Here is a 26,335-nt window from a genome sequence, read left to right as displayed (position 1 = left end):
AAACAAACAGTAATATTTTATTACTGTTTGTTTTTTTATCTTAAATATATGATTTTAAATTTTTATTACATAGCAGCTTTAGGTGAAAATTTAGCTTTAAGCACTCCTATTATAGCAGGTAAAATAGAAACAACTATTATACCTGTAATAACTATTGAGAAATTTTCAGAAACAATTTTTATATTACCAAAGAAATATCCTAAACTTGATACAAGTATAACCCAAATAAATCCACCAACTGCATTGTAAGTTAAAAAGTTTTTATATTTCATTGTTCCTATACCTGCAACAAAAGGGGCAAAGGTACGAATTATAGGAATAAATCTAGCTATTATTAAGGTTTTTCCACCATATTTATCATAATAAGTATTAGTTTTATCAATATACTCTTTTTTTATAAGTTTAGAATTAGCAAGTAATTTGCTACCTAAAAATTTACCAATACTATAGTTTAAAGTATCTCCAAGTATGGCTGCAATTAATAATAATGGTACTAGTATGTAAATATTAATCATGCCTAAAGCACAGAAAGTAGCTGATGCAAATATTACTGAATCTCCAGGAAGAAAAGGAGTTACTACTAATCCTGTTTCCGCAAGGATTATTAAGAATAAAACCAAGTAAGTCAAGGTTCCATAATTATTGATAAAAACACCTAGATATTTATCTAAATGTAATATTAAATCAAAAAAATTGCTTATTAAGTTCATAAAAAATCTCCTAACTAAAATGAATAAATCTATTTTTTATTATATTACTAATTTAAATATTATTCATTAATTTTTTGAATAAAATGTTAATTAAATCCGGTAATTGGTTTGATTCTACTAATATTTAGGTATTTATATAAGTTTTTACTTATTAATATTCTAAATAAAAAGTATATTAGTTATTAATATTTAGAGATTATAATAAATATATAGAATAGTTGTTCATGATTTTACATGATTTAAGAGGAGAATATAAATGGAGAAATTAACAGTAGAAGAAAAGCAAATATTAAAAGCTAAGGGTATATTAAATCAAAAGCAAGAAGAGTTTTATGCTATAAGGTTTTTAAGTAAAGTTGGATATTTTAAAGCAGAAGAGATGATTGCTTTATCTGAGATTGCTAAAGAATATGGAAATGGAGAATTAAGTTTAACTAGTAGATTAACTGTGGAAATACCTTATATAAAGGAAGAAAATATAGATAAAGTAGTAGAAATATCAAGAAAAAAAGGTCTTAGAATTGGAGGAGCAGGAAAAACTGTTAGGGCTATAGTTACATGTAAGGGAACTGTTTGTAAGCATGGACTTATTGATACAAGAAAAATTGGAGAATTATTTGAGGAGAAGTTTTTAGGAAGAAAGGTTCCGGCAAAATTTAAAATAGGAGTTTTCGGATGTATAAATAGTTATGGTAAAGCTCAAAGCAATGATTTTGGTATTGTACCAATTGTGAATTCAGAAAGTAAGGAAGTAGAGTTTTTAGTTTTTATAGGTGGAAGAGCTGGGAGAAAAGCTAGGAAGGCAGAGCCGATGAAGAGAAGATTCAAGGAAGAAGAATTATTAAAACTTCTAGAATGCACTATAGATTATTATAATGAGCTTGCAGGTGAAAAAGAAAGGTTAGCAGAGATTATTGAAAAAATTGGAGAAGAAGAATTTGAAAAAAATATAATAAAAAGATTTAATGCTTAAATATTACTATAAGTATTTTGAAAAGAGATGAGATATTTGATTGATAAGAAAATAGTCATTGAAGAAAATAGTTATTTAGAAAAGTTTTTTGAACACAATAGAAAACATGAAGATTATATAAGAAATAGAATATATAAGTGTACATTAGATTTAATAAATACTAATCCTCATAAGATTAAGAAGGTAAGAGGATATAAGTATAAGGGTAAAACCATATATGAATATAAGATTCCCTTAGAAGCTGGATTGGACTGTAGGGTTGCATATATTTTTCATAATGAAGAGATAATTATATTTTTTATTTCAAATATAATTATAAAAAATGAATTTACAAAATTGGTTTCAAAATTAAAGGATGTAAAGAAAATATAAAAGGAGATATATAAATTGGTAAGTATAGCGGATTTTGTAGATGTTGCTTTATATACATTAAAAAGAATAGAGATCAATGATAAAGTTAATTTTAAAACATTTAAAAAAGATAGACAAGTTGAAATAGAAAAAATAGATAAGGGGTTATTCAATGTAAATGAAAATGGGTTTCATAGAGAAGTATTTTTAAATCTTGATGAAAAGGAATTAAAGAGAACCTTGAAATATTTACAGAAGAAAGAGTTTCCTAAAAGCAATAAACTTTGGTATAAAATAATAAGAACAAAGAAATAAAAATATGGTTTAAATATATATAAACTTTTTGGCTATTTTAAAATAGAATATATTGTAATTAATAATATTAAGGAAGAATTTACATGATTAATTCAAATGATAAAATAATTTTAGATAAAAGAGAAGGAGATTATAAAGAAGATTTAGGCTGTACAAAGTGTAATGATATCTATCTTCAAGAAAGTGAATTTAGAAATCAATCCTTCACAGATTCAAATAAATTAAGATGCATAAAAACTATGAATTCTTCATTTATAGATTTTTATAAAACTTATCCAGATGAGGAGTTTTTATTAAATAAAGAGGTGGATCTAAGGTTTAATTCTAATATTAATGAAAATAGAAAAGAAAATGTTAAATTTAGTAGAAGCAAAAAAGAAAATAATATTCCACTTGATATAGCAAATAAGTTCCCAATTGAAACTGAATTTTTAACATTAGAGAATTTAGAGGATGATAAAAATTTTCTTAGAATAGTGTCAGAAGAAAAAGAAAGTATCTTAATTCCATATTTATTAGATAAAAAGCCATATTTAGCTTTATTAAATAAACAGTATGAATCCTATATGCTAAAACATAATTTTAGGGGCGAGGGGTTTACTATAAAGGATTTATTTGTTTTGAATTTGGAAAAAGAAATATTGGTGTTCATAGGTTTTGAAGTAGACACTAAGTTAAATAAACTTCATATTTTAAAATTAAAGGATGGAAAGTTAGTTAAGGCTTTTAATGAAAATGAGTATTATTATAGTAAGGTATTTCTAGAAAATTTAAATAATGATAAGGAATCTGAACTTATTATTTGGATAAATGAAATAGAGGAAGCTTACAAAATAGATATTTATTCTATTAAAGAAAGTGGGTTAAAGAAAACTAATAAATTTGATAAAGATTATTATGGAAAAGTAGTAGAATATTATAAAAATCTTATAGAAGGCTATGGTAATAGGAATATATATTCTTATTATTTAGCTTTAGCTTATGAAAAAAGGCGGGAGTATAGAAAGGCTATAGCTGTAATTGATGATGCATTAGAAGAGGAATTTCCATATCCATCAGTAGAAAAATTAAAGGAATTAAGAAAGAAGTTTAAAAAATTAATTAAATAGTTTAAGGATATATATATAAGAATAACTATATCTAAGTTATAGAATTTATTTAGATATAGTTATTTTTATATTCTACATAATCTGATTTCTACATAATTTATAAAGGTTAATTATCATGAGTTTATATATTTAATTAAAATTTTTATCATATATTTGTCTTTTATGATAAAATTAAATTCTAATAGTATATAAGTAAAGAAGGATGAAATTTATGAATTCAAATTTATTAGAGGTATTATTAGATAATATACCTTATTCAGTATGGTTGATAGGCATAGACAGTAGATTTATTTTTGTAAATAAATATTACGCAAATACATTAAATTTAAGTAAAGAAGAGATAATTGGTAAAAGTTTGAGGGAACTTTTTAGTAAAGAAATGGCGGATGAATATATAGGGAACTATGAATTAGTAACTAAAGAAGGAAAACCAAAACTTTTTTCAGGCTATGCAGAAAACCTAGGGTATCCTGAAGGCACTTTTTTAGAGTGTTATTTAGCACCTATAAAAGAAGATGGAGAAATAACATGTTTTTTAGGAATTCTTCAGGATCAAAGCGAAAGAAAGAAATATGAAGAAGAACTTATAAATCAAAAGGAGCTTTTAAATACTATTGTTGAAACTATACCAGATGGAATTTATCATAAAGATAAAGATGGAAAATATTTAAAGTGCAATGATACTTTAATTAATGAGTATTATAAAAAAGATAGAGAAGAAATAATAGGTGAAGATATACGGCAAATTGTTAAAGAGATTTGTAATAAAAATGATTTGTTTAAAGAAGGACATATGCTTGATGATTTAATAACTCAAGATAAGAGGGTTATTAGCACAAAGAAGAAAGTAAAAGAAAAAATACGAATAAAAATTAATGGAAAGATAAAGTATGTAGAATCTATTAAAGTGCCAGTTATAGATAACAATGGCAGTGTAACAGGTATTGTAGGAATTGTTAGGGATATAACTGAGAATGTTATTCTAGAAAATAGATTGAAAAAAATGAGCTATAGAGATAAACTTACGGGACTTTATAATAGAGCTTATTTTGATGAAAAACTAGAAGAGTTAAATAATGAGGAATTTTTTCCGTTAAGCTTTGTAATGGGAGATTTAAATGGGCTTAAAGTAATAAATGATGCTATTGGTCATTTAGAGGGAGATAAAATTTTAAAAGAAATTTCAAAGGTAATAAAAAATTCTTGCAGAAAAGATGATCTTATATTTAGATGGGGAGGAGATGAGTTTTGCATTCTCCTGCCTAAGACAACAGAGAAAGAAGCAGAAGTTATATGTAATAGAATAAGAAAAAATTGTAAAATTAATAATAATACTATAATTCCTTTAAGTATAGCCCTTGGAGTATCTAGTAAAGAAGAGGCTAATAAACCGATAGATGAAGTATTAGCAGAAGCTGAAGATAAGGTGTATAGAGATAAATTGGTGAATGAAAAATACATAAGGAATAATATATTAGATGCATTAAATAAAGAACTTTTATTAAAACATGAAGATATTAAAGAGCATATAAATAGGGTTAAAAAGTATGCTTTTGAACTAGGTAAAAAGATGAATTTATCTGAAAAAGAATTAAAAAAATTAAGAATGCTAGCTAAATTTCATGATATAGGCAAAGTAGGAATTCCTGAGGAAATATTATCTAAGCCAGGTGAATTAACAAAAGAAGAGTATGAGATAATAAAAACTCATTCTGAAAAAGGATATAGAATTGCTATGTTTAATCCAGAGTTAAAAAAAATAGCAGGATGTATATTAGCTCACCATGAAAGATATGATGGTACTGGTTATCCTTTGGGACTAAAAGGTGATGATATTCCTCTACTTGCTAGAATTATAAATGTAGTAGATTCTTATGATGCTATGACAAATAAAAGGATTTACAAAGAAAGAATTAGTATTGAAGAAGCTAAAAATGAACTTAGAAAGAATGCTGGTACACAATTTGATCCTGTAGTTGTAGATAAATTTTTAGAGTTAAAAGAAATTTAGACATGGATTATAATTTTATTTAAAGATAAATATAAATTTATAATTAAGGTGGGTGGAAGTAATGGATTTTTTTGATTTAGTTAATAAAAGAGAAAGTGTAAGAGGGTATTTAGATAAAGAAGTTGAAAAAGAAAAGATATTAAAAATAATAGAAGCAGCAAGGGTAGCACCATCAGCTTGTAATGCGCAGCCATGGAAATTTGTTGTTGCTAATGATAAAAATTTAGTTAGAAAAATTGCAGAGAATTTGTATGATCCTATGATAGGAATTAATAAGTTTGCTTTAACATCACCTGTTTTTATAGTTGTGGTTGGAGAAAAGAGAAATTTAACATCTAAGATGGGAGAGCTTATAAAGAAGAAGGATTATACTTCTATGGATATAGGAATAGCATCAGAACATTTATGTTTGGCAGCCACTGAGCTAGGACTTGGGACCTGTATGATGGGGTGGTTTAAAGAACAAAATATTAAAAAGCTCATTGATGTTCCTGCAAATAAAGAAATTCATTTAATAATTTCATTAGGATACTATGATGAAAAAGTTACAAAAAGAAAAATAAGAAAGAATATTGATGAGATCTATTCTTTTAATAAATATAAATAAGGAAAAGCAAACTAGCATATTAAAAGCTAGTTTGTTTTTTTATAAAGAAGTTTGCTTTAAATTTTAAAGTTTATTTTTTATTTAATGTATAAGGATTAAGTTAAAGTATTAATTTTATCTATGAGCTTTTTAAAATTGAGAATAAAAAACTATTTTATAATTTAAGAAATTAGATCAGTTTATATATTATGTAAATGTGTACAAAAGGTTAATAGAATGATATAATTAAAATGTAATTATTTGGTTTTGTTTTTATATTTAATGACTAGGGGTGAGGATATGGTTTTTACAATTAATGCTTATAAAATACCTTTAGAGTCAGTTTATAGACTGAAGAAAAATAATAATTGGGAGCCACAAGAGCACTTTTTAACTATTGACTTTGAAAATGATATGATATTTAAAACACATGAAGAAGCTGAAAAATGGCTTACTGATAACAATATTCTTTTTATAAATGATGAAAAGGTTAATATTTCAGAATTTCAGTTAAATTGTTATGGGGTTGAGAATTTTAATATTGAAATAGTAGTACATAGAAAAACAAAGCCTAATATTTTTACTGAAAAAGACGTAAGGAAAGTTTTAAATGAGGGTGATGATAGATATAATAATTCCTTAATAATAGACTTTGAGGGCAATTTAAAGTTAATACAAAGCAATCCTGAAGAAATAATATATCATTCTAACTATGCTGTTAGCAATGAGGTTTATAATAGTGGAAATGGATTTGTGGGAAGAGAATTTAGCGACTTGTACATTAAATATATTTATTTAAATTTGTTAGACAATTGGGTTTTACATTTAGAATCAGGAAGAAGTATTTATGTAACTTGTTATGAAGATAACATTGATGAAAAAAATACAATTTATAAAATAAATAGATTGTTATCTGATATGAATTAATTATAAACAAAGGAGATGTAAATATTATGGAAAAGTCAAATGTATTTTCCAATGATGAGATAATAAGATGTACTGTTTGTGGTAAAGATTTAATGGATGATATAAAAATGTCTATGATACAAATAATAACTGACGAGAATGATAAAATAGTAAGAGTTATTCCTTGTTGCAAGGGAAAATGCGATCAGATTTTACAGGATGAGATTAATGAGTTAGAAGGAAATGGATTTAGAGACTTAAGTACCTTTGTAAATCCATATTTATATATAAATAACATTATGCAGATGATGGATAGGATGTTTGAAGGAAAAGGCTTTGCAAATCAAGAAGCTTTTAATGCATATTCAGATTTAATATTGAATTGTTATCAATATGTATCAAGAAATTTAAGTGAAGAGGAAAAGGAATTTTCTAAGAAAATAAGCTTATTACCATTATAATGTTTTTAATATTTTTATAGTTTATTTTAGTTGTTTTTAGTATAAAGGCAGTTTGAGATACAAGAGGAGTGAGTAAATTGATAATAACTACATTAGTAGAAAATACAAAAATATCAGATGAATATGAAAATAAGCATGGCTTATCATTTCATATAGAAACAGAAAAACATAATATACTCTTTGATTTAGGTCCTAAAAATACATTCTTGACAAATGCAAAGAAGTTAAATATAAATTTAGAAGAGGTTGATATTGTAGTAATATCTCATGGTCATAATGATCATGGTGGTGGATTAGAAGAATTTTTGAAAATAAATCATAAAGCTAAGGTTTATATACATAAGGATGCTTTTAATGAGTATTATAGTATGGCAGGAATTTTCAAAAAGTATATAGGATTAGATAAAGAATTAAAGTCAAATCCAAGAATAATATTGACAGAGGGAGATATGAAAATAGATGATGAGTTATATTTATTTTCAGTAGTAGAAAATAGACATAAAGTATCTAAATTTAATAAGGTCCTTTATAAAAGAGTAGATGGTATGTACTTAGAAGACGATTTTGTACATGAACAAAGTCTTATAATAACAGAAAATAATAAGAATGTACTAATGGGTGGATGTGCTCATAATGACATAAGAAATATAATTGATAAAGCAGAGGTTATAATAGGAAAAGACTTAGACTACGTTATAAGTGGTTTCCATATTTTTAACCCTAGCACTGGAATAAGTGAAAGTGATTTATTTATAAATACTTTAGGAGATAACTTAAATGAAAGAAATACTAAGTTTTATACTTGTCACTGCACAGGAATGAGAGCATTTAAAATGCTAGAAGAAAAGTTACAAGATAAAATAGAATATATTTCTACTGGACAAGTTTTAAATATATAAAATACAAGGGATTATATCAAAATAACTTATAAATTTAAAAATAAGTATTTGATATAATCCCTTGCTCATTTATTGTATAAATTTTCTCATAATGGTATAAAATTTATAAATTTGAAAAAATAATGAAAATTTATTAGAATATTAATATAAATAAAAGAGTAAACTGGAGGAGAAAAATGGAATTAGATTTTTTTAGAATACTTGCTACTTTATTAAACCTATCTTTATTAATTTTAATTGCATATGTAGTAGTTAAAATAGTAAGACATATAATAAAGTCATTTAATAGATTAGAAAGAATAGAAAATAAGTTAAATGAGATTTCAGAAACTTTAAAAGAAAAAGAATATTAAAATGTTGAAAATTTAACTAATTTAAAATATTTACATGGATAAATTTTCTTGTAATCTGAAGTGTTTTTTAGTCAAATTAACAAAATTATTAAAAATAAAAGAAATTTTTAATTATAAGCTTGACTATTTTTTAACATATGTATTATAGTATAATTGTTGTTAAAAGAATATTAAATGTTTATTAAAAAGAATTGTATTTGTGTCATAAATATAGAGGGAGTATAATTTATGGCATCATTATTAGCAGAATTAATAGGAACAATGCTACTTATCATACTTGGTGATGGTGTTGTTGCAAACGTAGTTTTAAAGAAAACAAAGGGAAATAGCTCAGGTTGGATAGTTATAACTACTGGATGGGCTTTAGCAGTTGCTATACCAGCAGCTATTTTTACTAGTGTAAGTGGAGCATTATTTAATCCAGCATTAACAATAGCATTAGCTATAGTTGGTCAATTTACATGGTCTCAAGTTATTCCTTATATAATTGCACAACTTTTAGGAGCTTTTTTAGGCGCAGTTGTTGTTTATATAACTTACTATAATCATTTTGAAGAAACAGAAGATCAAAATTCAAAATTAGGAGTATTTTGTACTATTCCAGAAATAGAAGATCATAAAATAAACTTCTTAACAGAATTTATAGGAACTTTTGTTTTAACTTTTGCTGTATTAGGAATAGGTGCACAAAATATAGATTATGGTGTTAAAGTAATTATAGTAGGATGCTTAATATGGGCTATAGGATTAAGCTTAGGTGGTCCAACAGGATATGCAATAAATCCAGCTAGAGATTTTGGTCCAAGATTAGCACACTTCTTACTTCCAATTCCGAGAAAAGGAAGTTCTAAATGGGAATATGCTTGGATTCCTATAGTTGCACCCATAATAGGAGCAATATGTGGAGCCTTAGTTTATGTAAATATATTTTAATAAGCTCAGGTAAATAAGTTTAAAATTATTATCTATAGATCAATATAGATAATAATTTTTTTTAATTATAAATGATAAATTTTTTATAACTTTAAAAATACGTTATTTAATATTATGTTTTTAAGTATTATTTTTTTATAGTAAAATATAGTGTATATATTATTAAAGCTCTTAAGAGGAGGAAATATGGCAAATTTATTAGATATTAGAGAGATTTTAGATGTTAATTCCTTTCAAAAAATACAAGATGATATAGCTAAAGCAACTGAGTTTGCTATGATTACAGTAGATTACAAAGGAATACCAGTTACTAAGCATAGCAGATGTAGTGAATTTTGTAAATTAATAAGGGAACAAAAAGAGTTCTCAAAATTATGTGAAAAATGTGATTCAAGAGGTGGACTAGAAGCTGCTAGAGAGGGAAGTTTTTACATATATAAATGTCATAGAGGACTTGTTGATGTGGCTGTTCCAATAATAATTGATGGGCAATATCTAGGGGCAGTTATGGTAGGACAAGTTTTATTAAAGGATGCAGATGATCATGAGTTAGAAGCTGTTTTAACTAAGGAGTTAGAATATGATTCTGGAATAAAAGATAAAATTATTGAGGCATATGAAAAAATACCAGTTCTTAGCTTTGATAAAATAAAAGCTGTTTCAGAGATGATGTCTCATGTAAGCAATTACATTGTTGAGGAAGCCTTACTTAAAAGAACTCAAAATGAGATTTATACAAAAAATATAGAAATTGCAAGAGCAGAGAGAAGTAAGCTAGAACTTGAAGAGGAATATAAAGCTTGTCAGCTAAAAGCTCTTCAATCTCAAATAAACCCACATTTTTTATTTAATGTATTAAATAGCATAGCATCTTTAGCAATTATAGAGGATGCCCCTAAAACTCAAGAAGTAATTTATAATTTGTCGTATATTTTAAGGTACACTTTAAAGAAAGCTAATAAAATTGTAAGACTTAGTGAAGAAATAAATCATGTTAAAGCATATTTAGAAATTCAAAAGGTTCGTTTTGGTGAAAGAATAAAATATAATATAGATTTTGATGAAGAGGATTCAAATGTACAAATTCCATTTATGGCACTTCAAGTTTTTGTTGAGAATGCAGTTTTGCATGGAATTGAGGAAAAAGAACAAGGTGGAACCATAAATCTATCAATTAAGAATAATGGAGATGATATGATTATTCTTATATCTGATGATGGGGTTGGAATATCAGTTGAAAAACTATGTGAAATTAGAAATGAAATAAAAAGTAGAGATAAACTAGACTTAGATAAAGTGGGAATAAATAATGTAAATAAGAGAATGTTTCATTATTACGGTGAAGAATATAGTATAAATATAGATAGTAAAGTTAAAAAAGGTACTAAAGTAGAAATTATAATACCTAGAAAACTTTAAATAAAGGAAGTGTATTTTTGTGTTTAGCATAATGGTTGCTGATGATGAGCAATTAGAGAGAAGCGTTTTAACTTCTATATTAAAGAAGAATGGAAGAGTTAAAGAAATTATTGAAGCAAGAAATGGAAAAGAAGCTTTAGAATTAAATAGAGAATTTAATCCAGATATAATAATAATGGATATAAAGATGCCAGGAATAAATGGTATTAAAGCATTGGAACTTATAAAAAACGAAAATCCTAACAAGGAAATAATAATGCTTACGGCATATGATGATTTTGAGTTTATACACAAAGTTTTAGTGTTAGGAGGATCAGACTACATAATAAAACCAATAAAGCCAGAAAAGTTAATTGAAATTGTTGATAATATTATGGATAAGATTGAAAATAAGAATATAGAATTAGGAGTAAAAAGTCATAGTGATGAAAAGACTCTAGATAGAAACTTAACAAATGAAGAGAAAATAGTAGATAAGGTTTCTAAGTATATTGATGACAATATGGATAAAATGCTGAAGTTAGAAGAATTAGCTTCAATCTGTAATTTAAGCCCAGGGTATTTTAGTAGGGTTTTTAAAAAAGAAACTGGCAAAACAGTAATAACATATATAAATGAGAAGAAGGTAGAACGAGCAAAGAAACTTTTAAAAGAAAGTAAAGACCCTATAATTAATATATCATTAGACTTAGGTTTTGATGATTGTGGGTATTTTATAAGGGTCTTTAAAAAGATAACAGGATTAACTCCTAAGGCTTTTAGAGAAGAATAATTAATTATTAAATTAACAATCATGGGATTTTTGTGAGAAATGTTACAGAAGAAAAAATAGAAAGAGGATAATATATTGTTATAAAAAAAGCAACTTTCATAGAAAAATATAACTATAAACAAGTAAATATATTAAAAAAATGATATTCGGATAGGATTATTTTAATTTTTACAAAAATAAAGTTAAAATAATCCTATTTTTTTATCTAAAATACGACAAAAATTTAACATAATAGATGAAAATTTTCCGATGGAATTTAGTTAAAATTATATTAAAATCTAGACATAGACAAAAAATTAACAAATGAATTTGAAAGTGAGGAGACGTTAAAGTGAAATCTAAAAGATTCCAAGTATTATCAGAACGTCCTGTAAACCAAGATGGACTTATAGGAGAGTGGGCTGATGAAGGCTTAATAGCTTTAGATAGTCCAAATGATCCAAAATCATCAATAAAAATAGAAAATGGAATAATTACTGAATTAGACGGCAGATCAAGAGATGAATTTGATATGATAGATAAATTTATAGCAGAGTATGCTATAAACATAGAAGACGCAGAAGAATCTATGAAACTTTCATCTAAAGAAATAGCAAGAAGATTAGTTGATATAAATGTTAGTAGAGATGAAATAGTAAAAATTACTACTTCAATAACACCAATGAAGGCTGTAGAAGTTATTCAAGAAATGAACGTTGTTGAAATGATGATGGCTCTTCAAAAAATGAGAGCAAGAAGAACACCTGCTAACCAATGTCACGTTACTAACGTAAAAGATAACCCAGTTCAAATAGCAGCAGACGCTGCAGAGGCTGCTTTAAGAGGATTCGCAGAGCAAGAAACTACAGTAGGTATAGTTAGATATGCACCTTTTAATGCATTAGCTATCTTAGTAGGTTCACAAGTAGGTAGAGGAGGGGTTCTAACTCAATGTGCAGTTGAGGAAGCTACTGAACTTGACCTAGGAATGAGAGGACTTACAAGTTATGCAGAAACAGTTTCAGTTTATGGAACAGAATCAGTATTTACAGATGGAGATGACACTCCATGGTCAAAAGCATTCTTAGCATCAGCTTATGCTTCAAGAGGACTTAAGATGAGATTTACATCAGGTTCAGGTTCAGAAGCATTAATGGGATACTCAGAAGGTAGATCAATGCTTTACTTAGAATCAAGATGTATATATATAACTAAGGGAGCTGGAGTTCAAGGATTACAAAATGGTGCAGTTAGTTGTATAGGTATGACAGGAGCAGTTCCATCAGGAATAAGAGCAGTTCTTGGAGAAAACTTAATAGCTGCAATGCTTGATATAGAGGTTGCATCAGCAAATGATCAAACATTCTCACACTCAGACATAAGAAGAACAGCAAGAATGTTAATGCAAATGCTTCCAGGAACAGACTTCATATTCTCAGGATATAGTGCAGTTCCAAACTACGATAACATGTTTGCTGGATCAAACTTTGATGCAGAAGACTTTGATGATTACAACATACTTCAAAGAGACTTAAAAGTTGACGGTGGATTAAGACCAGTTACAGAAGAAGAAACTATAAAGGTTAGAAATAAAGCAGCTAAATGCATACAAATAATCTTTAGAGAATTAGGATTCCCAGAAGTTACTGATGAAGAGGTAGAAGCTGCAACTTACTGTCATGGAAGTAAGGAAATGCCAAATAGAAATGTAGTTGAAGATTTAAAGGCTGCAGAAGAAATGTTAGAAAGAAGAATAACAGGATTAGATATAATAAAAGCTTTAAGCAAAAATGGTATGGAAGATATAGCAAACAACTTATTAAACATGCTTAAGCAAAGAGTTACTGGAGATTATCTTCAAACTTCAGCAATTTTAGATAAAGATTTCAATGTTATAAGTGCTGTTAATGATGTAAATGACTATATGGGACCTGGAACAGGATATAGACTAGATGGTCAAAGATGGGAAGAAATAAAAAAAGTTCCTACAGTAATGAGACCAGAGGATATAGAGTAGGGGGAGAATGACAATGGAAGAAAGAACTTTTATACCAGAAATAACAGTTGAAGAAGTTGGAGAAGCTAAGGTTGGTTTAAGATCAGATGAAGTTGTTATAGGATTAGCACCTGCATTTTTAAAATATCAAAATAAAACAATAGTAGATGTTCCTCATACTGAAACTTTACTTGAAATCATAGCAGGTATTGAAGAAGAAGGATTACATGCAAGAGTAGTTAGAATTTTAAGAACATCCGATGTATCTTTTATAGCTCATGATGCAGCTTGTTTAAGTGGATCAGGAATAGGTATAGGAATACAATCAAAAGGTACTACAGTAATACATCAAAAAGATTTATTACCATTAAATAACTTAGAATTATTCTCACAAGCTCCGCTTTTAACTCCAGAAACATATAGATTAATCGGAAAAAATGCTGCTAAATATGCTAAAGGTGAGTCACCAACACCAGTACCAGTAAAAAATGACCAAATGGTTAGACCTAAATTCATGGCAAAGGCAGCTTTATTACACATAAAAGAAACTAAACACGTTGAACCAGGTAAAAAACCAGTTCAATTAGAAGTTAACTTTTAATTTAGAAAGGATTGAAATCATGGAAAATAAGAGAATGACTGCGGCAGATTATCCTTTAACTTCTAAGAGAAAAGGAGATATAAAAACTCCTACAGGAAAAGCTTTAGAAGATATAACTTTAGAAAAAGTTTTAAGTGGAGAAATCAATGCAGATGATATAAGAATTTCACCAGAAACTTTAGAAATGCAAGCTCAAATAGCTGAAAGCATGAACAGAGATGCTATAGCTAGAAACTTTAGAAGAGCTGCGGAGCTTATAAGAGTTCCAGACGATAGAATATTAGAGATGTACAATGCTTTAAGACCATATCGTTCAACAAAAGAAGATTTATTCAAAATAGCTGATGAACTTGAAACAAAATATGATGCTAAAGTTAATGCTGATTTTGTTAGAGAAGCAGCTGAAGTATATGAAACTAGAAATAAATTAAGAATAGAAGAGTAAAATCAGAGGTGAAAAGATGAAAATCATAGCAGGAATTGATATAGGAAACTCTTCTACAGAAACTGCTTTAGGTAAGGTTTATGAAAATAATGTTGAATTTCTGTCTAGTGGGATAATTCCCACTACAGGAATCAAAGGAACGGAAGAAAATATAAGTGGGGTAATAGCTTCTTTAAACCAAGCTTTAAAGAAAGCTAACTTAACTTTAGAAGATTTAGATTTAGTTAGAATTAACGAAGCAGCACCTGTTATAGGGGATGTTGCTATGGAAACAATAACTGAAACAATAATAACTGAATCAACAATGATAGGACATAACCCTTCTACTCCAGGAGGATTAGGTGTAGGAATAGGTAAAACTATAAGATTAGAAACTTTAGAAACTTTAAATATTGATGAAATCAAAGAGGAAGATAATGCTTTTATTCCATTGGTTTTAGGAAATATAAGTTTTTTAGAGGCTGTATTTAGAATAAATCAAGCAACTAGAAGAGGTATTAATATAACTGCTGCCATTGTTCAAAAGGATGATGGAGTATTAATCAATAACAGATTAGATAAAAAAATACCTATAGTTGATGAAGTTTCTCTTTTAGAAAAGGTTCCTGTAGATATGAAAGCAGCTGTTGAAGTAGCACCACAAGGTTCAGTAATAAGACAGCTATCAAATCCATATGGAATAGCTACTGTTTTTGACTTAAGTCCAGAAGAGACAAAAATGATTGTTCCTGTATCAAGAGCCTTAATAGGAAATAGATCAGCTGTTGTAATAAAAACTCCTCAAGGGGATGTTAAGGAAAAGAAAATACCAGCTGGTAAGATTAACATAACAGGAATGAGAAGAAAAGAGTCTGTAGATGTTGAAGAGGGAGCAGATAAAATAATGGAGGCTGTTAGCCTTTGTTCTCCAATAGAAGATTTAAGAGGAGATGCTGGTTCTAATGTTGGAGGAATGCTTGAAAAAGTTAGACAAGTTATGGCTGATTTAACTAATCAAAGTATTTCAGATATAAAAATTCAAGATTTATTAGCAGTAGACACTTTTATTCCTCAAAAGGTTAAAGGTGGACTTGCAAAAGAGTTTTCAATGGAGAATGCTGTTGGAATAGCAGCAATGGTTAAAGCTCATAAGCTCCAAATGCAAATAATAGCTAATAAACTTGAAGAAAAGTTAGGTGTTCCAGTAGAAGTTGGTGGTGTAGAAGCTGACATGGCAATAAGAGGAGCCTTAACAACTCCAGGTACAAATACTCCTTTAGCTATTTTAGATATGGGAGCTGGATCTACAGATGCTTCTATTATAAATAAAGAAGGTAACATAACATCAATACATTTAGCTGGTGCAGGAAATATGGTAACTATGCTTATTAAATCAGAATTAGGTATAGAAGACTTTGGACTTGCAGAAGATATAAAAAAATATCCATTAGCTAAGGTTGAGAGTTTGTTCCATATAAGACATGAAGATGGAACTGTAGAGTTCTTTGAAAAACCTTTAGATTCTTCAGTTTTTGCTAAGATTGTAATTATTAAAGAGGGAATGCTTATTCCGGTAGATGGACAGAATTCTTTAGAAAAGATTAAAAATGTTAGAAAAACTGCTAAGGAAAGAGTTTTTGTAACTAACTGTTTAAGAGCATTAAAAAGTGTTTCACCTACAGGAAATATAAGAGACATAGAATTCGTTGTTTTAGTTGGAGGATCATCATTAGACTTTGAGGTTCCTGAATTAGTAACAGATGCTTTATCTCATTATGGGGTAGTTGCAGGAAGAGGAAATATAAGAGGATGTGAAGGTCCAAGAAATGCAGTTGCAACTGGATTAGTATTAGCCTTTGACAGAAAGGGTGTCAAGGAAAATGATTAAGGATTATAATCATCCAAGCATATTTGTATATTGTTCTTTAGGAATAAATGAAGTGGATATAGAAGAAATTCTATGGGGAATAGAAGAAGAAGGAATCCCTTTTATATTAAAAAATAAAGATTTAAATGATGCTAAGGAACTTGCTAATTTAGCTGCTAATGATTCTAAACTTTCAGTTGGAATAGGAGTTAATAGTAAAGGTGATGTAAGTTTAACTATTAATAAGTTAAAGGAAGAAGAGCCTTTATTCTTTATAAACTTAGAAAAAGGAAATACTTGTTTAAGAAGTTTAGGAGCTAATGGAGCAAGATTAGTTAAGGGGATGCCTTTAAAAAATATTTAAATTGAAGAGGTGTTTAACATGAATATTTACACTAAAACTGGTGATAAAGGAACAACTTCTCTTTTCGGAGGAAGTAGAGTAGATAAATGTGATTTAAGAGTAGATGCTTATGGAACAATAGATGAATTAATATCTTTCATAGGACTTGCTTATGCTGAATTACCTGATGAAGAAGAGAAGGATATACTTAATAAAATACAAAAGGAATTGTTCATGTTAGGAGCCGAGCTTGCTAGTGATGAAAAAGGACTTGAGCTTTTAAAAGATAAAATCCAATTAGAACATATAGAGTATTTAGAAAAATTAATAGATAAATACATGGGCATAGCAGGGCCTTTAACAGCCTTTGTTATACCAGGTAAAAATAAACCTTCAGCAACTCTTCATGTAGCTAGAACTGTAGCTAGAAGAGGGGAAAGAATAATGACTGCTTTAAACGAGGTACAGCCATTAAGAGAAGAAATTAAAAAATATATAAATAGATTATCAGATACTTTATTTGCATTAGCAAGATATTATGAAGAAAAATAAATTAACCTAAAGGAGGAGAAAATATGAAAAAATTAAATGATGTAAAAGAATTAAGCTTAGAAATAGTTAAAGAAATGGCTAAAGCTGCAGAAGCTAAAGCTACTGAAATGAATGTTCCAGTTATATTTGCAGCAGTTGATGCTGGTGCTAATTTAATGCTTATGCACAGAATGGAAGATGCATTTTTAACAAGCATTGATATAGCTATAAACAAAGCTTATACAGCTGCATGTTTAAAGCAAGGAAGTCATGAAATTGCAGAATGCGTTCAACCAGGACAAAGTCTTTATGGTCTTCAATTAACAAACAATTGTAGAATAGTGCCATTTGGTGGAGGATTCCCAATTATAGTTGATGGAAAAGTTGTAGGAGCTGTTGGTGTAAGTGGTGGAACAGTTGAAGAAGACATGGCTATAGCACAAGCAGCAGTAGATTGTTTTAACAATAAATAATAAAAAGCTAATATTATTTAATCATATTATATAGATTAAATATTTAAAAATATATTTTAATAGATAGAAATCATTAGAAAATGGAGGAAAATGAAATGAGAATGTACGATTATTTAGTACCAAGTGTAAACTTTATGGGAGCTAACTCAATATCAGTAGTTGGTGAAAGATGTAAAATATTGGGTGGAAAGAAAGCTTTAATAGTTACAGATAAATTCTTAAGAGGATTAAAAGGTGGAGCAGTTGAATTAACTGAAAAATACCTAAAAGAAGCAGGAATAGAAGTTGCTTATTATGATGGAGTTGAACCAAACCCAAAAGATACAAACGTTAAAGATGGTTTAAAAATATTCCAAGACGAAAACTGTGATATGATCGTTACAGTTGGTGGTGGAAGTTCACATGACTGTGGTAAAGGAATAGGTATAGCTGCAACTCACGAAGGAGATCTTTATGACTATGCTGGAATAGAAACTTTAACAAATCCACTTCCTCCAATAGTAGCAGTAAACACTACAGCTGGAACTGCAAGTGAAGTAACTAGACACTGTGTTATAACAAACACTAAAACTAAAGTTAAATTCGTTATAGTAAGCTGGAGAAACTTACCTTTAGTTTCAATCAATGACCCAATGTTAATGGTTGGAAAACCAGCAGGATTAACAGCTGCAACAGGAATGGACGCTTTAACTCATGCTGTAGAAGCATACGTATCAAAAGATGCTAACCCTGTAACAGATGCTGCTGCAATACAAGCTATAAAATTAATATCAAGCAATTTAAGACAAGCTGTTGCTTTAGGAGAAAACTTAGTAGCTAGAGAAAACATGGCTTATGGTTCATTATTAGCTGGTATGGCATTCAATAATGCTAACTTAGGATATGTACATGCTATGGCTCACCAATTAGGTGGATTATATGACATGCCTCACGGAGTAGCTAACGCTATGTTATTACCACATGTATGTAAATACAACTTAATATCTAACCCACAAAAATTCGCTGATATAGCTGAGTTCATGGGAGAAAATATAGAAGGGTTATCAGTAATGGATGCTGCTCAAAAAGCTATAGATGCAATGTTCAGATTATCAACTGATATCGGAATACCAGCAAAATTAAGAGACATGGGAGTAAAAGAAGAAGACTTCGCATACATGGCTGAAATGGCTCTTAAAGATGGTAATGCATTCAGTAACCCAAGAAAAGGTAACGAAAGAGAGATCGTTGAAATATTCAAAGCTGCATTCTAATAAAATATTAGCTTTATAATGAAAATAATACAACATAAAATTATTTAAAATATGAATAAATGCTAGCTCTAATTATTAGAGCTAGCAAATAATAAAAGGCATAAATACAATAGACTTTTTATATAAACTTAATAAACAAACAACAGTAAAAATTAATATATGTAAATCGGATAAATTATAATAAAATAATTAAGTTATAAATACCCAATAACTTAAATTAAAAATATTAGTTTAAAATAATTTTTTATATATCCAATTAAATTATTTTAAAAAGGAATTTTTCATAATATATTTAAAAGACTCTTTCAATATTGAAAGAGTCTTTTAAATATATTATGAAAGAATAAAAACTAAAAAAACTTTTATAGAAAGTTTAATTACACAAGATAAGTATTGGTATATATAGAACTTTACAGAATAAATCATATATTTAATTAAGAAATAAAGAAAAATAATAAAAAACTTAAAAATGATTATAGATATAATTAAAAAATAATTAACTATATCTATAATCATTTTTTGTTTTTAAATTATGCAACAACTTGTATAAAATTTGTATGGAAATAATTGCGTTATGTAGGAAAATGATTAATAAAATAAGAAATTAGATTTAAAACAACGATTTCGTAAATAAATATACAAAATGTATGCATTTTTATTCGAAAAATATATTGTATATTTATTATGTTAGTAGTATAATTTTAACATAAATATGAACAGTAGATTAATAAATATTGAATAAAGTTTAAAGGTGTAAACTAAGGAGAGTTTAAAATGGGAAAGGACAAAAAAATAAAGTTATGGGCATTGGTAATGCTTATTTTCGTACCAACATTCGGATTTACTAATATAGCAAGTAATGCTGTATATTTAGGGCCAGCAGCTATTCCATCTTGGGTAATAGTATCTATTTTTTATTTTTTACCTTTGTGTGGAATAATAGCAGAAATGGCTTCAGCAAATAGAGATAAAGAAGGAGGAATATATTCATGGATAAATAAAGCTTTAGGTGAAAAATGGGCTTTTGTAGGGACTTGGACTTATTTCATAGGAATATTATTTTACTTACAAATGGTTTTTTCAAGAATACCAGTAGCTGCATCATGGGCAATACTTGGAAGAAATGTATTTACTGATTCTAATGCATATTTATTACCTATTTTATCAATTGTCATATGTATAGCAATGACATATATAGCAACCATAGGTGTAAGTAAGTTTTCAAAACTTGCTGACTTTGGAGGACAATTTACTTTAGGGGCAACTGTTATCTTTATATTAATGGCAATAGTGGGATATTTCATGGGAACACCTTCTGCTACAGAATTTACAGTTCAAAATGTAATTCCTGATTTTAATGCAAGTTATTTTTCTACATTCTCATGGTTATTATTTGCAGTGTCAGGATCAGAAGTTGCGGGTACTTATATAATGCAAACTGAAAATCCTAAAAAGACATTTCCAAAGGCTATGATAATTGCAACAGCTTTAATAGCATTCTCATACATTTTAGGTTCTGTAGCTATACAGTTTATAGCATCACCAGAAGTTTTACAAAAGGCAGGAATTCAAGATGCAGGTTATGTTGTATATTATATATTAGCTAATAATTTTGGAATAAATGGTAAGGTTATAGTACAAGTATACGCAGCTATTAATTTAATAACATCAATAGCAGCCTATATAATTTGGATGGAATCACCAATAAGAGCCATGTTTGGAGAAGTTCCAAAGGGAACATTCCCAAGTTTTTTAACTAAGAAGAGAAAAGACGGAACTTTAGTAAATGCTTTATGGACACAATGTGCAATTTTAGTAGTATTAATATCAATACCTTTATTAGGAATAGGATCAATTAATGATTTCTTTAAATTATTAACAGATTTATCATCTTTAGCAGTTGTGGTTCCATATGTAGTATTAATATGTTCATTTATATCCTTTAGAAAACATAATAAAGATTTAGACTTTAAATTTTTTAAAAGTGATGCCTTAGCATATACAGTTGCAGGAATAGCTTTAGTACTTTCCTGCGCAGGATTCTTTGGTGCTGGTCTTCAAGACATTGTTGGAAGCTCAGGGAAAGAAGCAGCCATTTTAATAATAAAAACTTATGGTGGACCTGTTATACTTATGGCTTTAGGTCTTGTTTTAAGAGCTTTATCTGAAAAGTCATATAAAAATAAGAGTTTAGGCAAAGAGGATATTGAAGTTGAAATTGTTGAAGAGAGTATATGTGAATAGATTAAACAATAGTTTTAAAAAAATAAGGTAGAGTGTGTGATATTTTCATATAATTTCATAGCTTAGATTAAGCAATAGCTTTTTAAAAATTAAATATGGTAATTTTATTTATGTAGAAAAAAGGTGGATTATAGGACTTATCCATCTTTTTTTGTTTTATGATAATTAAATTAAAAATAATAAAAATTTATTAATAATATTTCTAAATTTTTAATTGACTTTTAATGAATTGTATAGTAATATCTAAATGAAAATGATTGTCAGTAACAGATGAAAGGAGAAATCAATGGAATATCTAATTTATTCATTAATAGCAGTAATAATTTTAACAGTAGGTCTAAACAACATTTTTAAAAAGCAATCTAAATATTTTTATATGCTGGCTACTTTAATATCAGTAGTAGTTACATCATATGAGATTTTTAAAATATGGACAGGCTTTAAATTAGAAGGAATTATATTTGTTTTAGAAAGAAGCTTTATGAAAGGCTTTGTATCAACGGCATTATTTATTTTAGTAATGTTTGCAGGAGCTTTAAGTAAGAAATGGGGAATTACTAAAAGACTTTTAAGAGTTAGAGCAGAAATGGCAATTTTAGCATCTATACTTATATTACCTCATTTTATAATCTATACTTATAAGTTCTTAGTAAGATTATTTAGTGGAAAGCCATTAAGCATTTTATACATATCTTTTATAATAGTAGGATTAATAGCATTTATAATAATGATACCTCTATTTATAACATCATTTAAGAAAGTAAGGGTTACTATGTCACCAAGTAAATGGAAAATGGTTCAAAGATGGGCATATCCTTTTTATTTTCTAGTGTATTTACATATAATATTAATCTTATTTAATAAGAAAGTTTTTAATTTAAATGCTGTAATATTATATACAGTTATATTCTTAGGATATTTTATTTTAAGAATATGTAATAATAAAAAAGCTATTAAATAATATAAAAGTTAGTATTCTTACAAACTCCCTTTATAGTAATAATTAAATTTTTACTATAAAGGGAGTATTTTATTGTGAAGTTAAAAGATAAAATAGTATAAGAGACAAAAATAAGTTATTTTTATATTATAGTAAGAGTTAATTTTTACATTCTTAAGATTAAGTTTGATTTTTAATATTTAAGAGTTTATTTTTATAATTATATGTTATTAAGATTAATTTAATTTTTGATATTTAATAGTTGATTTTTTATTTTTAAGATAAATTTGATTTTATTTTAAGGTAGACAAAAGAGGAGTTTTAATATAAAATTTCATTTAAACTTTAGAAATTAGGGGGAGTAAATTTGGAATTTAGACAAGCAAATATTTCTGATTTAGATCAGATTGTGGAAATAATAGAATTATCTAAAAAATATCTTAAAGAAACTAAGGTTGATCAATGGCAAGATGGCTATCCAGCAAAGGAAGATTTGAGAAGAGATATAGAAAGTGGAAATAGCTATGTATTAACTAATAAAGATGAAATTGTTGCTACAACTGTAATATCCTTAGATGGTGAAAGTACCTATAATTCAATATTTAATGGGGAATGGATTACCAATGAGGAGTATATTGTTATGCATAGGGTTGCTGTTCATGATAGGTATAAAGGAAAAGGAATTTTTAAAGAATTAATAAAAGAGGCGGAGAATTTAGCTTTAAATAAGGGGATTTTTAGCATAAAAATAGACACTCATAGAGATAATATTTCTATGCAAAAAGCAGTATTAAAAAATGATTTTAAAAAATGTGGGATAATATATTTAGAAGATGGAAGTGAGAGAATAGCATTTGAAAAGGTAATGAAATATTTTTAGGTATAAATTAAGAATTTCTAGAAATAAATATTTTTAATGCTTAAGAATTTAATATAGATTTATCTATTAAATGAAAAAGAAAACTCTTTAAGAGTTTTCTTTTTTAGAATTAAAATTTATGTTGCTTGACTTAAGTTCTTTTTTTAGAAAGTAAGAGATTACAGTTCTTAGTGCGACTAGTGATCCTAAAAGCAAAATATCATATAGTGTAGGTTTTAAAATGGATAATATAATACCTGAACATACTAATATTTCTAAACCTAACAATATATAACTACCAAGGAAGTTTTTAGCCTTATTTAATGCTTTAACTTTTAATATTCTATTTCCCTTTGAAAATTCAATTTTGAAGAATTTAAATATAGTTAGTATAACTCCATAAATAATTACTGTAACAGATATTCCTTGCAAAATAAGAATCAACCATTCCAAAGTTTTGTGTATCAAAGAAATCACTTCCTTTATAATAATCTAGAATTTAATTTTCAAGGTGCTCCTTATTAGATTCTATTTCTTTATTAAGAAAGTAAGAAATTACAGTTCTTATTACTACTATGGATGCTAAGACTATAATATCGTGGAAAGTAGGATTTAATATAGATTCAATTATATCAGCACATATTAGAATTTCTAATCCAAGTAATATATAAGTTCCTAAGCAATTTTTAACAATAGTAATCTTTTTTACCGCTTCAATTCTATCTTTAGATTTTATTTCAGATATAATAAAATCCTTTACTGTTAAAAGAACTCCCCATAAAAGAACCATTATTGAGACTGCATTTATTATCCATATAGCACCTTCTAAGATATGTCTAAACATATTAAATTCACCCCTTATACTTAGATTGTAAAAAAAATATTTTTTTATTCAATTTTATATAGATAGTATAGCATAAAGTCTTTAAATGATTTTAACCTTTTATAAATATTTATTTTTAATAAGTAGTATAATTATCTTAAGGAAAATATATAATCTATGAACATATAAAAAGGGGGAACTTTATGTGTAAAACTTTAAATAGAAAATATATTTATAAATATGGGGAGAAAAAAGAGGATGTAGAAATAGTTGAAAATATGCTAAATAGGATGAGAAATAGTGGAACTTTTAAAGGAGAGAATTTTGCTAATATATATTATGAAAAATACATAGTGGAAGAATCGGATAAAGCAATAGTTATATGTCATGGATTTTCGGAATGTATAGAGAAGTATCATGAAATAATATACTATTTTCTAAATGAAGGTTTTTCAGTTTATATAATGGAACATAGAGGTCATGGGAGATCGGGATGTTTAAGTAAATATTGTAATACACAGGTGGATGTAGAATTCTTTGATTACTATGTTAAAGATTTAAAGACATTTTTAAATGAGATTGTATTAAAAGATAAAGGATTTAATAATAATTTATATTTATTTGCACATTCTATGGGGGGAGCTATAGGTACTATATTTTTAGAAAATAATCATGGGTATTTTAAGAAGGTAATTTTAAATTCTCCAATGTTTAGAATAAATACAAGAGAATACTCTCATATAAAATGCAAATTAATAGCTAAATTTTTAATTCTTATGGGAAAAGGAGCGAATTTTATTTTTGGACAAAAACCCTTTGAGGAAGAGGAGAATTTAGAGGTATCAGGAACATCAGATAAACTTAGACATGGTTTATATCATAAATTTCTCCTAGATAATCCTATTTTGAGAAGAGGTGGAGGCTCCATTCATTGGTATAAAGAAGCAGCAAAGGCAACTGATTATTTAATGAAAAAGAGAAATATAGAGAGAATTGACACACCTATTTTATTATTTAAAAGTGAGTTTGATTCCTATGTTGACACAAAATTTCATGATGAATTTAAAAAATTAGCTAAGGATTGTGAACTTATTGAAGTTAAGGGAAGTAAACATGAGGGATTTTTTGAAAAAGATGAAATTCTTTATGATTATTTAGATAAGATATTTAAATTTTTAGAGGAAAAGTAAAAAATATTGAATAAATAACTTAAAGCTAAATTATATTATAAGTTTTTAACTTTTATATAAATAAAAGTTAAGAATTAGTTTCCTAGTTAAATTAGATAGTAAGTTTAAATAGGAATGTTTAAAAATATAATATATAGTATTAAAGTTTTTATGTTAAGATGAATTTAAGGATGAAAATTGATAAAATTATATAAAAGATATTATAAGCGAGACACAACATCTCTTATAATATCTTTTATATTGATAATCTTTCTTATAATAAACCTTCATTTTTAAGCTTAGTAATAGCTTTGTCTATGTAGCTTAAAGTACAGAAATCTCTATCTATTTTTTCAGCAGAAAGTTTAAGACCTTCTATAAGCATATTTTCTTTATGATTCTCAAGAAGTCTAATTAAACTTAAGGTATTTAATTCACCTTCTTTTGTATCTAAAACCCTAGATTTTTTTATGTATTTATTTTCTAAAGCCTTTAAAGCAGCTTCCTTAAGAGAATCGCTGATTTCAAAAAATGGCATATCTTCATAAATTTTAACTTCATCTTCTTTAAACTTCATGCCAGATGTTTTACTTATATCACTATTTATAAATATTACATTTTCAAAGGTAGCACCTGAAAAATCAACTCCATCTAAGTTAACCCCTTCAAAGATTACATTTTTAAATTTAGATTTTTTAAATTTACTTTTCTTAAGGTTACTACCTATGAATTCTGTAGAGTCAAATTTGCATTCAAAGAAATCACAGGATTTAAAATGTGCACCTCTAAAGCTTGCATAACTAAAGTTAGAACAAGAAAAATCACAGTTATAGCAGTTTCCTCTTCTAAAATCCATATACATAAAATTTTTATTTCTTTTTTCTGCCTTATTGTATTTGAAAATTTGAGTGTTTTTTTGAGTTTGTGTCATAATAATCGTTACTAAGTCTTAGTTATATATTATAAACTTAACTAATATAGTAACGTATCCACCACCTTTCTAAATAAAAATACCTTTAATTTATTTAAAATAAC

At 27.2% G+C, this 26,335-nt stretch carries 29 protein-coding genes; 25 read left to right on the top strand and 4 right to left on the bottom strand.

Features of this window, described 5'->3' with window-relative positions:
- Positions 1–65: 65 nt before the first annotated feature.
- Positions 66–710, bottom strand: coding sequence for a DedA family protein (locus tag QP548_RS07065; RefSeq protein WP_061427411.1), 645 nt, complete (start codon positions 708–710; stop codon positions 66–68).
- Positions 711–966: 256 nt separating this feature from the next.
- Here QP548_RS07065 and QP548_RS07060 point away from each other — a divergent pair, with 256 nt between their 5' ends.
- The 24 genes from QP548_RS07060 (at position 967) to QP548_RS06945 (ending at position 23,329) form a co-directional block, all read left to right on the top strand.
- On the top strand, positions 967–1,683 hold the full coding sequence (locus QP548_RS07060; RefSeq protein ID WP_061427413.1) for a nitrite reductase: 717 nt from the start codon (positions 967–969) through the stop codon (positions 1,681–1,683).
- A 36-nt stretch (positions 1,684–1,719) separates the two neighbouring features.
- Positions 1,720–2,055, top strand: a complete 336-nt coding sequence (locus tag QP548_RS07055) for a hypothetical protein (protein WP_061427415.1) — start codon at positions 1,720–1,722, stop codon at positions 2,053–2,055.
- Positions 2,056–2,070: 15 nt separating this feature from the next.
- Complete coding sequence (locus tag QP548_RS07050) at positions 2,071–2,349, top strand: hypothetical protein (protein WP_061427418.1); 279 nt, start codon at positions 2,071–2,073, stop codon at positions 2,347–2,349.
- Between the two features lie 83 nt (positions 2,350–2,432).
- On the top strand, positions 2,433–3,458 hold the full coding sequence (locus QP548_RS07045; RefSeq protein ID WP_061427420.1) for a hypothetical protein: 1,026 nt from the start codon (positions 2,433–2,435) through the stop codon (positions 3,456–3,458).
- A 211-nt stretch (positions 3,459–3,669) separates the two neighbouring features.
- Positions 3,670–5,469 carry an HD domain-containing phosphohydrolase gene (locus QP548_RS07040; protein ID WP_061427422.1) on the top strand — a complete coding sequence of 600 codons (1,800 nt, stop codon included), beginning with the start codon at positions 3,670–3,672 and terminating at the stop codon, positions 5,467–5,469.
- A 61-nt stretch (positions 5,470–5,530) separates the two neighbouring features.
- The gene (locus QP548_RS07035; protein ID WP_061427425.1) at positions 5,531–6,076 is read left to right on the top strand and encodes a nitroreductase family protein; all 546 of its coding nucleotides are present in this window, start codon (positions 5,531–5,533) and stop codon (positions 6,074–6,076) included.
- Positions 6,077–6,355: 279 nt separating this feature from the next.
- Positions 6,356–6,982: a hypothetical protein gene (locus QP548_RS07030; protein ID WP_061427426.1), complete on the top strand. Its 627-nt coding sequence runs from the start codon at positions 6,356–6,358 to the stop codon at positions 6,980–6,982.
- Between the two features lie 26 nt (positions 6,983–7,008).
- Positions 7,009–7,422 carry a hypothetical protein gene (locus QP548_RS07025; protein WP_061427428.1) on the top strand — a complete coding sequence of 138 codons (414 nt, stop codon included), beginning with the start codon at positions 7,009–7,011 and terminating at the stop codon, positions 7,420–7,422.
- 77 nt (positions 7,423–7,499) lie between these two features.
- A complete protein-coding gene (locus QP548_RS07020; RefSeq protein WP_061427430.1) occupies positions 7,500–8,321 on the top strand; it encodes an MBL fold metallo-hydrolase in 822 nt (273 codons plus the stop codon).
- A gap of 176 nt (positions 8,322–8,497) precedes the next feature.
- Positions 8,498–8,674: a hypothetical protein gene (locus tag QP548_RS07015; RefSeq protein WP_164790586.1), complete on the top strand. Its 177-nt coding sequence runs from the start codon at positions 8,498–8,500 to the stop codon at positions 8,672–8,674.
- Between the two features lie 228 nt (positions 8,675–8,902).
- Complete coding sequence (locus tag QP548_RS07010) at positions 8,903–9,607, top strand: MIP/aquaporin family protein (protein ID WP_003451988.1); 705 nt, start codon at positions 8,903–8,905, stop codon at positions 9,605–9,607.
- 186 nt (positions 9,608–9,793) lie between these two features.
- On the top strand, positions 9,794–11,026 hold the full coding sequence (locus QP548_RS07005) for a PocR ligand-binding domain-containing protein (RefSeq protein WP_061427433.1): 1,233 nt from the start codon (positions 9,794–9,796) through the stop codon (positions 11,024–11,026).
- Between the two features lie 19 nt (positions 11,027–11,045).
- Positions 11,046–11,798, top strand: coding sequence for a response regulator transcription factor (locus QP548_RS07000; RefSeq protein WP_061427435.1), 753 nt, complete (start codon positions 11,046–11,048; stop codon positions 11,796–11,798).
- A 331-nt stretch (positions 11,799–12,129) separates the two neighbouring features.
- Positions 12,130–13,794, top strand: coding sequence for a propanediol/glycerol family dehydratase large subunit (locus QP548_RS06995; protein WP_060795337.1), 1,665 nt, complete (start codon positions 12,130–12,132; stop codon positions 13,792–13,794).
- A 13-nt stretch (positions 13,795–13,807) separates the two neighbouring features.
- The gene (locus tag QP548_RS06990) at positions 13,808–14,374 is read left to right on the top strand and encodes a propanediol/glycerol family dehydratase medium subunit (RefSeq protein ID WP_061427436.1); all 567 of its coding nucleotides are present in this window, start codon (positions 13,808–13,810) and stop codon (positions 14,372–14,374) included.
- Between the two features lie 19 nt (positions 14,375–14,393).
- Positions 14,394–14,819 (top strand): diol dehydratase small subunit, encoded by a 426-nt coding sequence (locus tag QP548_RS06985; RefSeq protein WP_003451918.1) that lies wholly within the window; start codon positions 14,394–14,396, stop codon positions 14,817–14,819.
- A gap of 16 nt (positions 14,820–14,835) precedes the next feature.
- Positions 14,836–16,686 (top strand): diol dehydratase reactivase subunit alpha, encoded by a 1,851-nt coding sequence (locus QP548_RS06980; protein ID WP_061427438.1) that lies wholly within the window; start codon positions 14,836–14,838, stop codon positions 16,684–16,686.
- Positions 16,679–17,029: a glycerol dehydratase reactivase beta/small subunit family protein gene (locus QP548_RS06975; protein ID WP_003451934.1), complete on the top strand. Its 351-nt coding sequence runs from the start codon at positions 16,679–16,681 to the stop codon at positions 17,027–17,029. Before QP548_RS06980 ends, QP548_RS06975 begins: the two co-directional genes overlap by 8 nt.
- An 18-nt stretch (positions 17,030–17,047) precedes the next feature.
- Complete coding sequence (locus tag QP548_RS06970) at positions 17,048–17,560, top strand: cob(I)yrinic acid a,c-diamide adenosyltransferase (protein ID WP_061427441.1); 513 nt, start codon at positions 17,048–17,050, stop codon at positions 17,558–17,560.
- A gap of 23 nt (positions 17,561–17,583) precedes the next feature.
- Positions 17,584–18,012, top strand: coding sequence for a GlcG/HbpS family heme-binding protein (locus QP548_RS06965; RefSeq protein ID WP_060670176.1), 429 nt, complete (start codon positions 17,584–17,586; stop codon positions 18,010–18,012).
- 95 nt (positions 18,013–18,107) lie between these two features.
- A complete protein-coding gene (gene dhaT, locus QP548_RS06960; RefSeq protein WP_075808085.1) occupies positions 18,108–19,265 on the top strand; it encodes a 1,3-propanediol dehydrogenase in 1,158 nt (385 codons plus the stop codon).
- 774 nt (positions 19,266–20,039) lie between these two features.
- Positions 20,040–21,509 carry an amino acid permease gene (locus tag QP548_RS06955; RefSeq protein ID WP_061427446.1) on the top strand — a complete coding sequence of 490 codons (1,470 nt, stop codon included), beginning with the start codon at positions 20,040–20,042 and terminating at the stop codon, positions 21,507–21,509.
- A 286-nt stretch (positions 21,510–21,795) separates the two neighbouring features.
- Positions 21,796–22,470: a ferric reductase-like transmembrane domain-containing protein gene (locus tag QP548_RS06950; RefSeq protein WP_061427448.1), complete on the top strand. Its 675-nt coding sequence runs from the start codon at positions 21,796–21,798 to the stop codon at positions 22,468–22,470.
- A 346-nt stretch (positions 22,471–22,816) separates the two neighbouring features.
- Positions 22,817–23,329, top strand: a complete 513-nt coding sequence (locus QP548_RS06945) for a GNAT family N-acetyltransferase (protein WP_061427450.1) — start codon at positions 22,817–22,819, stop codon at positions 23,327–23,329.
- A gap of 87 nt (positions 23,330–23,416) precedes the next feature.
- Here QP548_RS06945 and QP548_RS06940 read toward each other — a convergent pair whose 3' ends face one another.
- Both QP548_RS06940 and QP548_RS06935 read right to left on the bottom strand, forming a co-directional pair.
- Entirely contained in the window at positions 23,417–23,776 is a 360-nt protein-coding gene (locus tag QP548_RS06940; RefSeq protein WP_061427453.1) for a DUF1622 domain-containing protein, read from the bottom strand.
- Positions 23,777–23,807: 31 nt separating this feature from the next.
- Positions 23,808–24,152 (bottom strand): DUF1622 domain-containing protein, encoded by a 345-nt coding sequence (locus QP548_RS06935; RefSeq protein WP_061427455.1) that lies wholly within the window; start codon positions 24,150–24,152, stop codon positions 23,808–23,810.
- Between the two features lie 182 nt (positions 24,153–24,334).
- Here QP548_RS06935 and QP548_RS06930 point away from each other — a divergent pair, with 182 nt between their 5' ends.
- Positions 24,335–25,321 (top strand): alpha/beta fold hydrolase, encoded by a 987-nt coding sequence (locus QP548_RS06930; RefSeq protein ID WP_061427457.1) that lies wholly within the window; start codon positions 24,335–24,337, stop codon positions 25,319–25,321.
- 253 nt (positions 25,322–25,574) lie between these two features.
- Here QP548_RS06930 and QP548_RS06925 read toward each other — a convergent pair whose 3' ends face one another.
- On the bottom strand, positions 25,575–26,231 hold the full coding sequence (locus QP548_RS06925; RefSeq protein ID WP_061427459.1) for a pentapeptide repeat-containing protein: 657 nt from the start codon (positions 26,229–26,231) through the stop codon (positions 25,575–25,577).
- Positions 26,232–26,335: the final 104 nt, after the last annotated feature.

This window comes from Clostridium sp. UMB9555A (genome assembly GCF_030222355.1).
Classification (GTDB): domain Bacteria; phylum Bacillota; class Clostridia; order Clostridiales; family Clostridiaceae; genus Sarcina; species Sarcina perfringens.
The sequence above is the reverse complement of the archived record's forward strand: the minus strand, read 5'-3'. Positions and strand labels throughout refer to the sequence as shown.

What these genes read in the sequence shown, in the direction of transcription:
- QP548_RS07065 (WP_061427411.1), bottom strand. Translation starts at nt 710, where the DNA reads ATGAACTTAATAAGCAATTTTTTTGATTTAATATTACATTTAGATAAA.
- QP548_RS07060 (WP_061427413.1), top strand. Translation starts at nt 967, where the DNA reads ATGGAGAAATTAACAGTAGAAGAAAAGCAAATATTAAAAGCTAAGGGT.
- QP548_RS07045 (WP_061427420.1), top strand. Translation starts at nt 2,433, where the DNA reads ATGATTAATTCAAATGATAAAATAATTTTAGATAAAAGAGAAGGAGAT.
- QP548_RS07040 (WP_061427422.1), top strand. Translation starts at nt 3,670, where the DNA reads ATGAATTCAAATTTATTAGAGGTATTATTAGATAATATACCTTATTCA.
- QP548_RS07035 (WP_061427425.1), top strand. Translation starts at nt 5,531, where the DNA reads ATGGATTTTTTTGATTTAGTTAATAAAAGAGAAAGTGTAAGAGGGTAT.
- QP548_RS07030 (WP_061427426.1), top strand. Translation starts at nt 6,356, where the DNA reads ATGGTTTTTACAATTAATGCTTATAAAATACCTTTAGAGTCAGTTTAT.
- QP548_RS07025 (WP_061427428.1), top strand. Translation starts at nt 7,009, where the DNA reads ATGGAAAAGTCAAATGTATTTTCCAATGATGAGATAATAAGATGTACT.
- QP548_RS07015 (WP_164790586.1), top strand. Translation starts at nt 8,498, where the DNA reads ATGGAATTAGATTTTTTTAGAATACTTGCTACTTTATTAAACCTATCT.
- QP548_RS07010 (WP_003451988.1), top strand. Translation starts at nt 8,903, where the DNA reads ATGGCATCATTATTAGCAGAATTAATAGGAACAATGCTACTTATCATA.
- QP548_RS07005 (WP_061427433.1), top strand. Translation starts at nt 9,794, where the DNA reads ATGGCAAATTTATTAGATATTAGAGAGATTTTAGATGTTAATTCCTTT.
- QP548_RS06990 (WP_061427436.1), top strand. Translation starts at nt 13,808, where the DNA reads ATGGAAGAAAGAACTTTTATACCAGAAATAACAGTTGAAGAAGTTGGA.
- QP548_RS06985 (WP_003451918.1), top strand. Translation starts at nt 14,394, where the DNA reads ATGGAAAATAAGAGAATGACTGCGGCAGATTATCCTTTAACTTCTAAG.
- QP548_RS06980 (WP_061427438.1), top strand. Translation starts at nt 14,836, where the DNA reads ATGAAAATCATAGCAGGAATTGATATAGGAAACTCTTCTACAGAAACT.
- QP548_RS06975 (WP_003451934.1), top strand. Translation starts at nt 16,679, where the DNA reads ATGATTAAGGATTATAATCATCCAAGCATATTTGTATATTGTTCTTTA.
- QP548_RS06970 (WP_061427441.1), top strand. Translation starts at nt 17,048, where the DNA reads ATGAATATTTACACTAAAACTGGTGATAAAGGAACAACTTCTCTTTTC.
- QP548_RS06965 (WP_060670176.1), top strand. Translation starts at nt 17,584, where the DNA reads ATGAAAAAATTAAATGATGTAAAAGAATTAAGCTTAGAAATAGTTAAA.
- dhaT (WP_075808085.1), top strand. Translation starts at nt 18,108, where the DNA reads ATGAGAATGTACGATTATTTAGTACCAAGTGTAAACTTTATGGGAGCT.
- QP548_RS06955 (WP_061427446.1), top strand. Translation starts at nt 20,040, where the DNA reads ATGGGAAAGGACAAAAAAATAAAGTTATGGGCATTGGTAATGCTTATT.
- QP548_RS06950 (WP_061427448.1), top strand. Translation starts at nt 21,796, where the DNA reads ATGGAATATCTAATTTATTCATTAATAGCAGTAATAATTTTAACAGTA.
- QP548_RS06935 (WP_061427455.1), bottom strand. Translation starts at nt 24,152, where the DNA reads ATGTTTAGACATATCTTAGAAGGTGCTATATGGATAATAAATGCAGTC.
- QP548_RS06930 (WP_061427457.1), top strand. Translation starts at nt 24,335, where the DNA reads ATGTGTAAAACTTTAAATAGAAAATATATTTATAAATATGGGGAGAAA.
- QP548_RS06925 (WP_061427459.1), bottom strand. Translation starts at nt 26,231, where the DNA reads ATGACACAAACTCAAAAAAACACTCAAATTTTCAAATACAATAAGGCA.